Genomic DNA, 13522 nt, shown 5'->3' with positions numbered 1-13522 from the left:
CAGGTGTCGAAAATACTGCAACAACGCTCGGAATTCACATTGCCTATACGCGGCAGGCAGGTCTCCATACTGGTCCAAGCGACCGATGTAAGACCTATTGATGACCGCACCCAAACCGACCCCAGTTGAATCTGATCTGGCTCTGCCCAAACATGTGGATGTTGTTGTTATTGGCGGTGGCATCATCGGCGTTTCAACGGCATTGGAGCTAGCTGAACGCGGCGCGTCCGTTCTTTTGTGTGAAAAAGGTCAGATTGCAGCAGAGCAGAGTTCTCGCAACTGGGGTTGGGTGCGTCTGGGTATGCGCGATCCCAGGGAAATTCCCCTTATGCAAGAGGCTTTGCGTATCTGGCAATCGCTGGACGACCGTCTGGGGCGTAAAACGGGCTACACCCAATCCGGCATACTGTTTGGGGCGTCCGGTGCAAGAGACGCGGCTAATCTGCAAAAATGGATGCGTCATGTTGAGGGATTGCAGACTGGGGCCAGGATGGTGTCCGGCGGTGAACTTTCCGATTTACTGCATGGGCACCAAACAGGTCTGACAGCGGCGCTTTACATGCCGCAGGACGGTCGTGCCGAGCCGCAATGGGCTGCTCCGGCTATTGCCGAGGCTGCACGAGACCGGGGCGCTGTGATCATGACGCAATGTGCAGTCCGCAGCGTCGAAACCAAGGATGGGCACATTTCCGGTGTCTTTACCGAGCGTGGAAAAGTGGTTTGCGGACGCGTCGTTCTGGCGGGTGGGGCCTGGTCGCGGTTGTTTGCTGGCAACGCGGGCGTCGAGCTGCCGCAACTCAAGGTTTTGAACACAGTGCTTCGCACATCCCCCGTGCAAGATGGGCCTGGGCCTGCGCTGTGGTCCGACGATTTTGCGATCCGCAAGCGCGCGGATGGCGGCTATACCATTGCGTCTGGCCACGAAAACACGGTGGACATTGTGCCCGACAGCTTCCGGCTTGCAAATCGGTTCTTGCCTGCCTTTGCGCAGGAGTGGAAATCCTTGCGCTTTCGCCTGTCCAAACGCTGGACGATCGAAGCGCGTCAGGATCGACGCTGGCAGCCAACCGATGTGACCCCGTTCGAAAAGTGCCGGGTTCTGGACCCTGAACCGTCTCAAAAGGTTTTGCGGCACGCTTGGGGTAGCGCCTGCAAAGGGTTCCCGGCACTACTGAACAGCGAAGTCGTGCAAAGTTGGGCCGGAATGATCGACGTTACGCCTGACGCCATTCCGGTGATCTCAGGTGTTGATGAGTTGCAGGGCCTATTCATTGGCACAGGATTCTCTGGCCATGGATTTGGCATTGGTCCAAGCGCCGGACGGTTGATCGCCGATCTTGTCGCTGAAACGACGCCTTGCGTGGATCCGGCCGCCTTTCGCCTTTCGCGGTTCACCGACGGCTCGAAAGTGAGGCCGGATCCGGGGTATTAACGGCTTAGCCTATCATCTGATAGCTGACCGGGACAAAGCGGAAACCGTCGCCTCGGGTTTCGACAAAGCCCGCGCCGGGAAACGGCATGTGATAGCCGACCATCGGCACCTTATCTGCCGCCAGCATCCCCAGAACGTTGCGACGCGCGGCTGTTGCTGCTGCCTTGTCCATGTCAAATCGGACCTCCCATTCGGGATGCGCGAAAGACCAGACATAGTGGTTGGCCAAATCTGCCGTCAGGATAAGGCGCTGTCCGTTGCTTTCCAGATGATACACGGTATGACCTGGTGTGTGGCCATACGCGGCGACTGCCGTGATGCCTGACGTTACTTCACCACCGTCGCCGATAAAGCTCATCTTTTCTGCCAGTGGGGTTACCTTGGCGGCCACCAGATCGCCGACGCGGTTGCCCGCCTCCTGCGCCGCCCAGAAATCATATTCGGGCGCAGCGGTCACGTAACGCGCATTTGCAAATGTAGGTGCGTCGTTGGTGGTCATGCCTCCGATGTGATCAGGATGCATGTGTGTCAGCACCACGACGTCGATTTGGTCCGGCGTCACGCCTGCATCAGCCAGAGCTGCCTGAATGCCACCTTGTCCCAATCCGGTGTCAAAAAGAACCAGTTCAGAACCTGTGTTGACCAGTGAAGGGGTAAAGAAAAAACTGGGCTGCATCTGCCGGAATGAAATTGTCCGCTGAAACCTTGGCGAATTCCTCATCTGTCGCTCCGCCGCCAAAGATCTCTTTGGCACCATCGCGTGCAATGCTGCCATCCAGCAGCGTGGTTACCGTAAAGTCGCCCAGCTTGAAGGACTTGGCGATGGTCGAGTTTGCTTTGGTGCCCGAGCCTGCAGCCAGAAGCGGTGAAGCGGCAGACGCAAATGGCAAAGATGCGGCTGCGCCTAACGCGGCGCGGCGTGTAAGTTTGAAAGTCATTTTGGGGTCTCCCTTTAGGTGCCAGCTTCAAATAGATAGGACGGAACAGGGCGGCTGCCACTCCACGTTCGCGTGAGCGGGCCTGCGACTGGACAAAACACGCGTCTTATGACAAGAGCCGCGCCAACAGGAGACACCCATGACGACCACCCGTTTCGCCCCGTCGCCCACCGGATACATCCATGTGGGCAACCTGCGCACCGCCCTGATGAACTATCTGATCGCTCGCAAGGCGGGCGGTACATTCATCCTGCGAATTGACGACACCGATCCCGAGCGCTCGAAAGAAGAATATGTCGATGCCATCAAGCAGGATCTGGAGTGGCTGGGTCTGCATTGGGACAAGGTTGAACGCCAGTCGGACCGCTTGGATCGCTATGCCGAAGCTGCGGACAAGCTGCGTGAGATGGGTCGGTTCTATGAGGCGTTTGAGACGCCGACCGAGCTGGACTTGAAACGCAAGAAGCAACTGAACATGGGCAAGCCACCGGTCTATGACCGGGCCGCGCTGAACCTGTCAGATGCCGAGAAAGACGCCCTGCGCGCCGAACGTGGCAACGGTGTATGGCGCTTCAAGCTGGATCATGAGCGTATCGAATGGACTGATGGTATTCTGGGCGACATCTCGATTGATGCTGCTTCAGTTTCTGACCCCGTGCTGATCCGCGGTGACGGTCAGGTGCTTTACACGATTGCGTCCGTTGTGGACGATACCGAAATGGGTGTGACCGATGTGGTGCGGGGGTCGGACCACGTGACCAACACCGCTACGCAGATCCAGATCATCGAAGCGCTGGGCGGCCAGTGCCCCCGTTTTGCCCACCACTCGCTACTGACCGGCCCGCTGGGTGAGGCATTGTCGAAACGTCTGGGAACTTTGGCTCTGCGCGATCTGCGCGAACAGGGCGTGCAGCCGATGGCTTTGTTGAGCCTGATGGCGCGTCTGGGGTCGTCTGACCCGGTTGAGTTGCGCTCGGACATGGCGGAACTGATCGAAGGGTTTGATGTGAACCGGTTTGGTGCGGCACCGACCAAGTTTGACGTACAGGACCTGTTCCCTCTGACCGCAAAGCACCTGCAATCGCTGCCGCTGACAGATGTAGCTGATGCGGTGGAAGACGCTGGAGTTCCGGCTGATTTGGCGGAACCCTTCTGGGCAATGGCGCGCGAAAACATCACCACTCTGGCTGATCTGAAAGGCTGGTGGGAACTGTGCCGCGATGGGGCCGAACCATTGATTGCCGATGAAGATCGTGAGTTTATTGCCGAAGCGGTCGCTTTGTTGCCCGATGGCCCGTTTGATGGCGAGACCTGGGGTACTTGGACCAAAGCGGTGAAAGAGGCAACAGGCCGCAAGGGCAAGGGCCTGTTCATGCCGCTGCGCAAAGCCCTGACCGGGATGGAGCGGGGGCCGGAAATGGCGGCTCTGCTGCCCTTGCTGCAGGTGATCCGCGCACGGGGCTGAATGCCCCGTACCGAAACGGTATGAATTTAGAATTTGAAAGAGGCAGGCAATTCGTCTGCCTCTTTTTGTTGGTGCGGCTGGATTATCTTTACCGATGCGCGCTTAAGGCGGTCATCTACAAATGCTGTCTCGTCAGGTTTGAGCTGTTGGTGGCGGGGATATTTCGGCTCGGTCCGATCATTCACAACAGGCGCGTCCCAGCCGTCGGTTGTGGCGAAGAACCGGTCCGCGCCGTCTTGTCCAAACGCCCTGAGATACCCTTGCACCACTACATCGATATAGCTGAGCAGCAGTGGATGGCGATTGCTGGGCGCGTTGTGCCGGTCATGGGGCACTGCGTAAACCGCGATTTCGACTTCATGCGAAAGAGGGTGTGAAATCGCTTCAGTTGCCGGAATCCGGTCATAGGCCCATTCCCGCTGATCCAGTGCGGCCCAGTCGTTTTTTGGCACATGCGCGATCATTCCTTCGATCTCAGCCTCGGGGTCGGGAACTGCGGTCAGGAACGCGACCGGGCGCAGATCGGTATGACGCCACGCCCGCCTCCAGCCTTTCAGTTTTGCCGGACGCGGGTCGGGAAAATCATGTGTGGCGAGGTTCACAAGGCTGCCATAGCCAAAGAAATAGGGGTCAGGCATGGATAAGGCGTCCTTTTGATCGATTGATGTATGTCAAACCGCTTTTTTCCCGGACATGCAATAAGGCTGCATCTTGAATTCAGGGAGGCCCTCATGCGGATTACGAAACGGACAAATATTGCCGTGCGCCTTTTGATGTATTGCGCAGCGCACCCGGACAGGTTGGTCACCAAGTCGGAAATTGCCGAAGTGTGCAACATTTCGGAAAATCATCTCGCGCAGGTGATCAACCAACTGAGCCAGTTGGACTATCTAAGCACACAACGGGGGCGCAATGGCGGCATGTCTTTGGCGCGCCCGGCGGAAGAAATTCGGATCGGCGCGGTGTTCCGGCACGTTGAGGGCGCCTTGCCCATTGCCGAATGTTTTGCGGATGCGGACAATACCTGCCCCTTGACGGATGCCTGCCGGTTGCGGTTGGCGCTGCAGGACGCGGCCGAAGTGTTTTATGCTTCTCTCGATGATGTTTCGCTGGATGCTTTGGTTTGTGACAATGATCCGTTGCTGAAGCTTTTGCAGCCCGTGGCCTGTGTGCGCTGAGCTTAGTCGCTGGCGCGCAGGATACGGGCTGGCCGGGCCGAAAGCGGGCGCAGAGCAAAGGCAAGACCTGCGCAAAGCGTGACGCCGATCCCGGCCAGAACAATGCCCAACGCCGAAGACCAGATAATCGCAAAATCCGTCTCGAAAATGTAGGTGGCAACGGCCCATCCGCCCAGAATGCCGACCAGCAAGGCGACGCAGCCTGCGGCGGCCCCCAATAAGACAGAGCGCAGGCCAAAGCTGCGCAGGATCCGGCCCCGGTTGGCCCCGAGGGTTTTCAGGATTGCCGCTTCGTATCTGCGGGCAGGTTCGCCTGCCGCTGCGGCTCCGATCGAGACCAGAAATCCGGTTAGCAAGGACACACCTGCGCCGTAAGATGTGGCGGCGGCGATGCCGGCCAGCAGCCCTGAAACGCGGTCGATGGCATCGCGTACGCGAATGGCGGTTATGTTGGGGAACTGACCTGCGAGATCCCTGAGGATGGCAGCCTCGGCCTGCTCTTCTGCATAGACAGTGGCGATGAAACTATGCGGTGCACCGGACAGGGCAGAGGGGTTCATCGACATAATGAACCCCATGCCTGCGGTCGAGAAATCCACTTCGCGCAGGGATGTCAGTTCTGCGGTTATGTCGCGACCAAGGATATTGACGGTCAGTTGATCGCCAAGTTGCAGGCCCATTTCGGCGGCTTCTTCAGCGGCAAAGCTGACCTGAGGTGTGCCCGAATAATCCTCGGCCCACCACTCCCCATCGGTTACATTAGCGTTTGCCGGGGGTCGGGCAGAATAGGTGACACCACGGTCTCCTTCGAGCACCCAATGATCACCAGCCACATCACGGGCAGGGCGGCCATTGATCTGCGTGATGATCCCACGCAGCATTGGCGCGCTTTCGAGGCGGCTGACGGCAGGGTCCGAGGTCAGGCGATCGGTAAAGCCGGGCATCTGATCCTTTTGGATGTCGACAAAGAAATATGAGGGCGCGACATCTGGTAGGTTGCCTGAGATTGCGTTGCGCAGCGTGCCGTCGATTTGTCCAACTGCAGCCAGAACGGACAAACCCAGACCGAGCGACAGAACAACCGAGCCTGCGCCCTCACGCGGGTCTGAAATGGCAGACAAGGCCCATCGCAGGGCAGGGCGGCCGCGTGCCAGAGGAGCTCCGGCCCGGGCCAGTTTGCGAATGGCATAGGCAGAGAGGTTTAATAAAACCAGCGCACCCACCAGCCCGCCGCTTGTCCAAAGGGTCAATCGTGTGGAACCGCTGAACCAGGCGGCAACGGTGACAAGCAATGCGAGACCAATTGCGTTGGCGATGACATAAATCGGGCGTGGGAGCGCTCGGGCCGTACTCAGCGCATCGCGAAACAGGGTTGCGGCCCGCACGTCTTCTGTTCTGGCCAATGGCCAAAGCGTGAAAAGAAATGCGGTAAGCAGCCCATAGATTGTGGCCTCAATCAGTGGCTGTGGATAGAGCGAGAATACTGCCGGAACCGGTAACTGGCTTTCCAACAGAGGCGCCAGAAGCAGCGGAGCCAGCCCGCCCAGCGCCAGGCCGAGCGCAATTCCGATGACAGACAGCACGCCGATCTGAAGCATGTAGGTTTGAAAAATCGTTGCGCGATCAGCCCCCAAGGTGCGCAAGGTCGCCACGGTTTCTGTTTTTTGGCTCAGGTACGCGCGCACGGCGGCTGAAACGCCAATGCCGCCCACCGCAAGGCCCGAGAGGCCGACAAGAACCAGAAAGGCGCTCAAGCGGCTGACAAACTCGGAAATACCGGGGGCACCGTTGCGCGCATCGCTCCATCGCATTCCCGTGCCGTCGAAGGCTTTGTCAGCTTCGGCGGCGATTTCGGCAAGGACGATCGTGTCTGGCAGGTTCAAACGGTATTTGGTCGAAAACAGAGTGCCGGGCTCCAACAACCCAGACGTCTGTAGCGCCTCGGTTCTCACCAATGTGCGCGGTCCAAGGCCAAACCCATCTGCCGCGCTGTCGGGTTCGTTCACCAGTGCGGCTGTCAGGACAAATTCCTGCGCCCCAAGCTTGAAGCGATCACCAACGGCCAGCCCAAGCCGGTCGATCAGAACTTGTTCCATGACTGCTCCGGGCAAGCCGGATGTCCCGTTTAGGGCGTCATCCAGCGTTATGTCAGGATCCAGTCTGACCGAACCAATCAAGGGGTACGCAGTGTCGACAGATTTCACTTGCGTCAGTGCGCGCTCCGGTTCTTCGGCACGGGGCACAACAGCCATCGAGCGGAAATCGACGATCTCGGACACCTGCTCGGATGCTTGCTGCATCCAGGCGCGCTCGGCCTCATCTGCAAAGCGATAGGTGAATTCAAGCTGGGCGTCGCCGCCCAAAAGCGAAGCACCTTCTTGCGCCAATCCGGTTTGAATGGCTTGCCGTACCGACCCTACGGCTGCAATGGCTGCGACGCCAAGCGCCAGACAGGCCAGAAAGATCCTAAACCCCCGCAAGCCTCCGCGCAGCTCGCGACGGGCGAGCCGCCCCGCCAGTCGCAGGCTCATTCGGCGGCCTCCTGCCGAGTTTCTTCCGCAATCCGTCCATCGCGAAGGCGAACAACCCGATCGCAGCGTTCCGCCAAGGAACGGCTGTGAGTGACAAGAACGAGGGTCGCATCAAATTTCTGACGCAGTCCAAACAGGAGATCAACAATCGCAGCGCCGTTGGTTTCATCCAGGTTCCCGGTGGGTTCATCTGCCAACAAAATCTTGGGGCGCGGCGCTGAGGCACGGGCAAGTGCCACGCGCTGTTGTTCACCGCCCGACAGTTGCGCCGGATAGTGATCGCGCCGATGCGATAGCCCGACAGCGTCCAGCTCAGTCTCGGCCAGGTCGAACGCATCCCTGTGCCCTGACAGCTCCAGCGGTGTTGCGACATTCTCAAGCGCAGTCATGGTCGGGATCAGGTGAAAGTTTTGGAACACCACTCCCATGTTGTTGCGGCGAAAGCGGGCCAGTGCATCTTCGTCCATGCTTGTCAGGTCCTGATCCAGCGCGGTGATCTGTCCGCTGGTCGCTTGCTCCAACCCACCCATCAACATCAGGAGCGAAGATTTGCCCGAACCGGACGGCCCGATCAGGCCCAGTGTTTCACCCTTGGTCACAGACAACGTAATGTCATGCAGAATATCGACCCGCCCGGCATTGCCATCCAGCGACAAAGCAGCATTTTGGAGGGTGAGAACAGCAGATGTCATGGGTTTACCCGATTAAGGAGCGGTCCTTTGGGATATGGAGCGATCACCACATTGCGCAAGGCTTTGATGACAGGTCTGTTTATCTTCTGCGGTTTCACGGCCACAGCCGAGCAAGTGGTGATTGCCGCCTTAGGGGATTCGTTGACGCAAGGCTATGGGCTGGTGGAAGAAGACGGGTTTGTACCTCAGCTTGACCGTTGGCTTCGGGCGCAGGGCGCGGATGTGCAGATGATCAACGCCGGCGTTTCAGGTGACACAACGGCAGGCGGAGCTGCGCGGGTGGAATGGACCCTGACGCCGGATGTGGATGGAATGATCGTCGCCTTAGGCGGAAATGACCTATTGCGCGGAATCGACCCTGCAGTCTCACGGGCCAACCTGCGCGAAATTCTGGAGGTTGCGCGGGATGGCGGCGTTGATGTTCTGCTGATCGGAATGCAAGCGCCGGGCAATTACGGAAAGGACTACAAACAGGCATTTGACGCGATGTACCCCGAATTGGCGCAGGACTATGGGGTCTTGTTTGCCAGCAGTTTCTTTGAAGGGCTGACAGCCGAGGGCGATCCCGGCGCAGTGTCTCAGTTCATGCAGGCCGACGGCATTCATCCAAATGCCGACGGGGTCGCCCGGATCGTGGATGCGCTGGGCCCATCCGTTCTGGAACTTGTCGGGCAGGCAGCGGCCCCCTGACTTTGATCAGACGACCGTGACCACTGTTCCGATTGGGACACGATTGTATAGGTCAATGACATGTTCGTTCAGCATACGGACGCACCCGTTTGACACTGCATGACCAATGGTTTGCGGCTGCGTTGTACCATGGATGCGGAAATATGTGTCGACGCCGTTCTGGAATAGATACAGCGCCCGCGCGCCCAAAGGGTTATCTCCGCCACCGGGCTGCACATAGTCATTGTCTTTGAACTTTGCGTAGGTAACCGGGTCACGCTCGATCATTTCATCGGTCGGACGCCAGGTGGGCCATTCCTTTTTCACATCGATGGTCGCCGATCCGGTAAATTCCAGCCCCGCCTTTCCAACACCACAACCATAGCGGATCGCTTTGCGTGGTTCGGTCACGTAGTAGAGATAGAACGACCGGGGGGCGACCAGAAGCTGCCCAGGCACGAATTGCTTTTTGATGCGCACGAATTGCGGCGTCGGATCATATTCGACCGCTTTCTTGGCGCTGGCGATTCCCGGCAACAGGCTGGCTGCTGTTCCGGCCAGAAAAACACGGCGTGTAAACATGGAAAACCCTCATCGAATGACCAAGGAAACTTAAGAACAGTTTCAGTATGATATGATATTTGGTCAATTCTGGGGCAAACATCACGTGGTCGTGATGTGTTCCGGCCGCCACGCAGGCGGCCGGATAGAAAAGGGCAAAGACGCGCCTTACCCTTTTACCGGCTTAGGCCAGTTGGATGTTGTCGGCGCTTTCGCGACCGTCACGACCAGCGCGCAGCTCGTACGTGACTTTCTGGTTGTCGGCCAGTCCGGTCAGGCCCGAACGCTCGACGGATGAGATGTGAACGAAGATGTCTTTGCCGCCATCTTCGGGTGCGATAAAGCCGTAGCCTTTGGTGGTGTTGAACCATTTTACGGTGCCTGCGGGCATATCCGTTGTCTCCTGTTTGGTGCTGCCCACGTGGATGCGGCAGCCTGGCGTCGTTGTCTGGATCGATAGACTGAGCGCCGTAAAAGGAGACAGTGGGTCGAAATAGAAAAACGTAAGCTCCTTTCATATGGCATTGAGGTGGCCATGTGGCAAGGGATGATCGCCAGGATTGAACCTTGGCCCCAGAGCATATTGCAGTGATTCAAGGGGTCTTTGATCAAAGAGTGGGAATTGCCGTGCCTGGCTCATACGACCGGTGGTCGTCCCGGTTTCCGAATAAACGCATAACGAGACTATTGAGAATCGCAGCTTTGCTTTGGTGCCCTTTTAGGCACAGGATCAGAGGTGTCTTGTTTGGACGGTATCTTTTGATCTTATAAGTCTTCATTTTAATTCAATTATTGTGATGTTTGAAAATTGATGCTGGGATGCTATGCTTAACGGTAGTGTCGTGAGGGCGTTTATGAGAGTTATTTGCACATTAGCGGTTCTGTTTTGGGCCGGAGCGTCAGAAGCTTTGACCATTTCAGATGGGTCGGAACGTTCGACTGCTGACGGTGATCAAGTTACATCCGAGCTTTTCTCAGGCTTTGACAGCGAAAGACATCGTGAAGAGTTGGAATGGGAAAATCTCCGTTTGACCCAAGCACCCGAACCCTCTGAACATGACCGGCATCTTGAAGAACTGGCGTTGTTGGGGAAAAGCTCCAACCAAGAGCAGGGCGTAACGGAAGGTGCCGTGGCGCAGGCAAACCTTGCGGCTGTCCCGATTCCCGCCAGTTGGTTGCTGCTGGTTGGCGCGTTGGCCGGGCTGTTTGGTCTTGGCAAATTTCGCAGAAACCGGTCAGCTTAAAGGCTGCAACTGCTATCATCCATTAGAGTTTTGACTGGGACGCCGGAGTTTGGTTGCTTCGAGGGGTGTTTATGCAATTCAGAGCGGCTGGATGGCATCCAGCGACGTAACCCTGTTTATCAAACCATCGAGATATTCGTTCGGGTTGGGTAGGGCCGGAGTGGAGCAGTGGCGTGAACGAAGGGGCGTTCGGAGAACACCAAGATGGGTGATTTCACCAGTCATTTGATTTGGTTGAATTATCGGAAATTGAGGAGTGACGGGTGCGAGTACCCACCGTACGCTCGCTGACTATGTGTTTACGGTTCTTCCTTTCGTAAAATTTGGTCAACGCATTTCGTGTGAAGAGGAGCTAACGACTGCTCAATATCAAGAGTTTCGTAAGCCAATGACACGGTTGATTTTTTGTCATTTATCGAAGCGTGAAACCAGGCGAAGCAAATTGCCGTATCGTAATCTACTGTGCCTCGAATCAACGAAGTATAAAATTCGGTGTCGCGTTCGTTGTTTTCTGCGCCTTTGACTAGTGCAACTGCTGCGGAAATTAAGTTAACGAGGTTGAAAATCTTGTTTGCTTCTAGATCTAAGTGGTGCCGCTGACTGGGATGGAACTCACTTTCAATGGCTTTGTTTTCGAGGAGACTCTCGGATGCTCTGCGGTACTGTTCTAAGCGAACTGTTTCTTTTCCGGCTGCGCCCTCTTGTTATAGCAACCGGGCTTTCTCCTCGTTTATCAGGGAAAATAGAGAGAAAAAGGAACTTTCAAACAATTGCTTTTCTAGAGCAACTCTTTGCGCTTCATTGATACCTTCTTGCCCTTCAAGGAGTTTTAGAGTGTCATTTCGTTCCTTTTTGACGTGTTCGAGCTCTTCTCGTTGAAGGCTGACCGCAAGCACTAACAAGAGTAAAGCTGTTCCTGAGAAGAGGGCGTTTGCCGCGCCAAAGGTGTCTCCAAAAGCTCCGCCGGATTGATCGGAGTAAACAGCATAAATAAAGTTGAGAAAGTAGGCAAAGGGAACAAACCAAAGGGCTTGTTTCAGCCAAAATCGAAGTTCTGTAAGTTTTTTCTGCATTTCTGTTTCTTTGGTTGGAAAAAAGGCGGCAAAATTGCCGCCTACAGAAACGCCTATCTTGCAAACTTCTTATGCTTCAACCGCTTGGGCTCCAACGCATCCGGTCCCAGACGGCGCTTTTTGTCCTCTTCGTAATCCTCGAAGTTGCCCTCGAACCATTCCACATGCGCATCACCCTCGAACGCCAGAATATGCGTGCAAATCCGGTCGAGGAAGAAGCGGTCGTGTGAGATCACAACAGCGCAACCGGCGAAATCGACCAGCGCGTCTTCCAGCGCGCGCAGGGTTTCGACGTCCAGATCGTTGGTCGGTTCGTCGAGCAGCAGGACGTTGCCGCCCTCTTTCAGCAGGCGGGCCATGTGGACGCGGTTGCGCTCACCCCCTGACAGCAGCGAGACCTTTTTCTGCTGATCGCCGCCTTTGAAGTTGAAGGACGAGCAGTAGGCGCGGGAATTGACCTGTGCATCGCCCAGCTGGATGATCTCGGCTCCGCCGGTGATCGCTTCCCACACGGTGTCGTTGTCTTTCAGGTCGTCGCGCGATTGGTCGACATATGACAGTTCGACCGTGTCGCCCAGCGTGATGGTGCCGCTGTCGGGCTGTTCCTGACCAGTCAGCATCTTGAAGAGCGTCGATTTACCCGCACCGTTGGGGCCGATGACGCCGACAATGCCACCGGGGGGCAGGGCGAAGTCCAGCCCTTCGATCAGTTGCTTGTCGCCCATGTGTTTCGACAGACCCTCGACCTCGATCACCTTGCCGCCAAGGCGCTGGCCGTTGGGGATGACGATCTGAGCGCGGGTCAGCTTTTCGCGTTCGGACTGCTCGGCCAACTCGTTATAGGCGTTGATTCTGGCCTTGGATTTGGCCTGACGGGCCTTTTGACCCTGACGCATCCATTCCAATTCGCGCTGCAGGGTCTTCTGCTTGGACTTGTCCTCGCGCGCTTCCTGCTCCAGCCGTTTGGCTTTTTGTTCCAGCCACGCGGAATAGTTGCCCTCGTAAGGAATACCCCGGCCACGGTCGAGTTCCAGAATCCAGCCGGTGATGTCATCCAGAAAGTAACGGTCGTGGGTGACGATCAGGATGGTGCCTTTGTAGTCGATCAGGTGCTGTTGCAGCCAGGCGATGGTCTCGGCGTCCAAGTGGTTGGTCGGTTCGTCCAAGAGCAGCATGTCGGGCGCTTCGAGCAGCAGTTTGCAGAGCGCCACGCGGCGTTTCTCACCACCCGAGAGGTTGGCGATATTGGCCTCGTCCGGCGGGCAGCGCAGTGCCTCCATCGAGACGTCGATCTGGCTGTCGAGGTCCCAAAGGTTTTCCGCGTCGATCGCGTCCTGCAGGGTGGTCATCTCCTCCATCAGCTCGTCCGAATAATTCTCGGCGATCTCCATCGCGATTTCGTTGAAACGGTCGACCTTGGCCTTTTTCGCGGCGACGCCCAGCATGACGTTTTCGCGGACGGTCAGCGATTCATCCAACTGCGGTTCCTGCGGCAGATAGCCGACCTTGGCACCCTCAGCCGCCCACGCCTCACCAGTGAAATCGGTATCGAGGCCGGCCATGATTTTCATCAGAGTCGACTTACCCGCGCCGTTGACGCCGACGACACCGATTTTCACACCAGGCAGAAAGCTCAGGTGGATGTTTTCAAAGCACTTCTTGCCACCGGGATAGGTCTTGGAGACACCCTGCATGTGGTAGACATATTGATAGGCGGCCATGTCGCGTCCTCTGGGTCG

12 protein-coding genes and 1 pseudogene are annotated in these 13522 nt (G+C 57.0%); 5 read left to right on the top strand and 8 right to left on the bottom strand.

Going from position 1 to position 13522, the window contains the following annotated elements:
- Positions 1-100 precede the first annotated feature (100 nt).
- Entirely contained in the window at positions 101-1432 is a 1332-nt protein-coding gene (locus GOV91_RS06635) for an FAD-binding oxidoreductase (RefSeq protein WP_171234900.1), read from the top strand.
- Between the two features lie 4 nt (positions 1433-1436).
- Here GOV91_RS06635 and GOV91_RS06630 read toward each other — a convergent pair.
- Positions 1437-2370, bottom strand: a pseudogene (locus GOV91_RS06630) (MBL fold metallo-hydrolase).
- 139 nt (positions 2371-2509) lie between these two features.
- Here GOV91_RS06630 and gltX point away from each other — a divergent pair.
- A complete protein-coding gene (gltX, locus tag GOV91_RS06625; protein WP_171234899.1) occupies positions 2510-3835 on the top strand; it encodes a glutamate--tRNA ligase in 1326 nt (441 codons plus the stop codon).
- 26 nt (positions 3836-3861) lie between these two features.
- On the opposite strand, the gene GOV91_RS06620 is transcribed toward gltX, so the two are convergent.
- On the bottom strand, positions 3862-4473 hold the full coding sequence (locus GOV91_RS06620) for a gamma-glutamylcyclotransferase family protein (RefSeq protein ID WP_171234898.1): 612 nt from the start codon (positions 4471-4473) through the stop codon (positions 3862-3864).
- Between the two features lie 93 nt (positions 4474-4566).
- Between GOV91_RS06620 and GOV91_RS06615 the strand changes: the two genes are divergently transcribed.
- Entirely contained in the window at positions 4567-5013 is a 447-nt protein-coding gene (locus tag GOV91_RS06615; protein ID WP_171179277.1) for an Rrf2 family transcriptional regulator, read from the top strand.
- A 2-nt stretch (positions 5014-5015) separates the two neighbouring features.
- Here GOV91_RS06615 and GOV91_RS06610 read toward each other — a convergent pair whose 3' ends face one another.
- Both GOV91_RS06610 and GOV91_RS06605 read right to left on the bottom strand, forming a co-directional pair.
- Entirely contained in the window at positions 5016-7544 is a 2529-nt protein-coding gene (locus GOV91_RS06610) for an ABC transporter permease (RefSeq protein ID WP_171234897.1), read from the bottom strand.
- Complete coding sequence (locus GOV91_RS06605) at positions 7541-8236, bottom strand: ABC transporter ATP-binding protein (RefSeq protein ID WP_171179288.1); 696 nt, start codon at positions 8234-8236, stop codon at positions 7541-7543. Before GOV91_RS06605 ends, GOV91_RS06610 begins: the two co-directional genes overlap by 4 nt.
- Before the next feature lie 27 nt (positions 8237-8263).
- Here GOV91_RS06605 and GOV91_RS06600 point away from each other — a divergent pair, with 27 nt between their 5' ends.
- Entirely contained in the window at positions 8264-8926 is a 663-nt protein-coding gene (locus tag GOV91_RS06600; protein ID WP_371732275.1) for an arylesterase, read from the top strand.
- Between the two features lie 6 nt (positions 8927-8932).
- On the opposite strand, the gene GOV91_RS06595 is transcribed toward GOV91_RS06600, so the two are convergent.
- Both GOV91_RS06595 and GOV91_RS06590 read right to left on the bottom strand, forming a co-directional pair.
- A complete protein-coding gene (locus tag GOV91_RS06595; RefSeq protein WP_171179290.1) occupies positions 8933-9487 on the bottom strand; it encodes a L,D-transpeptidase in 555 nt (184 codons plus the stop codon).
- Positions 9488-9650: 163 nt separating this feature from the next.
- A complete protein-coding gene (locus GOV91_RS06590; RefSeq protein WP_050604132.1) occupies positions 9651-9857 on the bottom strand; it encodes a cold-shock protein in 207 nt (68 codons plus the stop codon).
- 463 nt (positions 9858-10320) lie between these two features.
- Between GOV91_RS06590 and GOV91_RS06585 the strand changes: the two genes are divergently transcribed.
- Complete coding sequence (locus GOV91_RS06585; protein ID WP_171234896.1) at positions 10321-10710, top strand: hypothetical protein; 390 nt, start codon at positions 10321-10323, stop codon at positions 10708-10710.
- 704 nt (positions 10711-11414) lie between these two features.
- Here the strand turns inward: GOV91_RS06585 and GOV91_RS06580 are convergent.
- On the bottom strand, positions 11415-11783 hold the full coding sequence (locus GOV91_RS06580) for a hypothetical protein (protein WP_171234895.1): 369 nt from the start codon (positions 11781-11783) through the stop codon (positions 11415-11417).
- 53 nt (positions 11784-11836) lie between these two features.
- Positions 11837-13504, bottom strand: a complete 1668-nt coding sequence (ettA, locus tag GOV91_RS06575; RefSeq protein ID WP_171234894.1) for an energy-dependent translational throttle protein EttA — start codon at positions 13502-13504, stop codon at positions 11837-11839.
- Between the last annotated feature and the right edge of the window lie 18 nt (positions 13505-13522).

This window comes from Ruegeria sp. HKCCA6837, from assembly GCF_013034475.1.
Classification (GTDB): domain Bacteria; phylum Pseudomonadota; class Alphaproteobacteria; order Rhodobacterales; family Rhodobacteraceae; genus Ruegeria.
The sequence above is the reverse complement of the archived record's forward strand: the minus strand, read 5'-3'. Positions and strand labels throughout refer to the sequence as shown.

Bases quoted from the DNA above. Each gene is read 5' to 3' on its own strand.
- GOV91_RS06605 (WP_171179288.1), bottom strand. From the start codon at position 8,236: ATGACATCTGCTGTTCTCACCCTCCAAAATGCTGCTTTGTCGCTGGAT.
- gltX (WP_171234899.1), top strand. From the start codon at position 2,510: ATGACGACCACCCGTTTCGCCCCGTCGCCCACCGGATACATCCATGTG.
- GOV91_RS06580 (WP_171234895.1), bottom strand. From the start codon at position 11,783: ATGCAGAAAAAACTTACAGAACTTCGATTTTGGCTGAAACAAGCCCTT.
- GOV91_RS06610 (WP_171234897.1), bottom strand. From the start codon at position 7,544: ATGAGCCTGCGACTGGCGGGGCGGCTCGCCCGTCGCGAGCTGCGCGGA.
- GOV91_RS06595 (WP_171179290.1), bottom strand. From the start codon at position 9,487: ATGTTTACACGCCGTGTTTTTCTGGCCGGAACAGCAGCCAGCCTGTTG.
- GOV91_RS06590 (WP_050604132.1), bottom strand. From the start codon at position 9,857: ATGCCCGCAGGCACCGTAAAATGGTTCAACACCACCAAAGGCTACGGC.
- GOV91_RS06585 (WP_171234896.1), top strand. From the start codon at position 10,321: ATGAGAGTTATTTGCACATTAGCGGTTCTGTTTTGGGCCGGAGCGTCA.
- ettA (WP_171234894.1), bottom strand. From the start codon at position 13,504: ATGGCCGCCTATCAATATGTCTACCACATGCAGGGTGTCTCCAAGACC.
- GOV91_RS06615 (WP_171179277.1), top strand. From the start codon at position 4,567: ATGCGGATTACGAAACGGACAAATATTGCCGTGCGCCTTTTGATGTAT.
- GOV91_RS06620 (WP_171234898.1), bottom strand. From the start codon at position 4,473: ATGCCTGACCCCTATTTCTTTGGCTATGGCAGCCTTGTGAACCTCGCC.
- GOV91_RS06635 (WP_171234900.1), top strand. From the start codon at position 101: ATGACCGCACCCAAACCGACCCCAGTTGAATCTGATCTGGCTCTGCCC.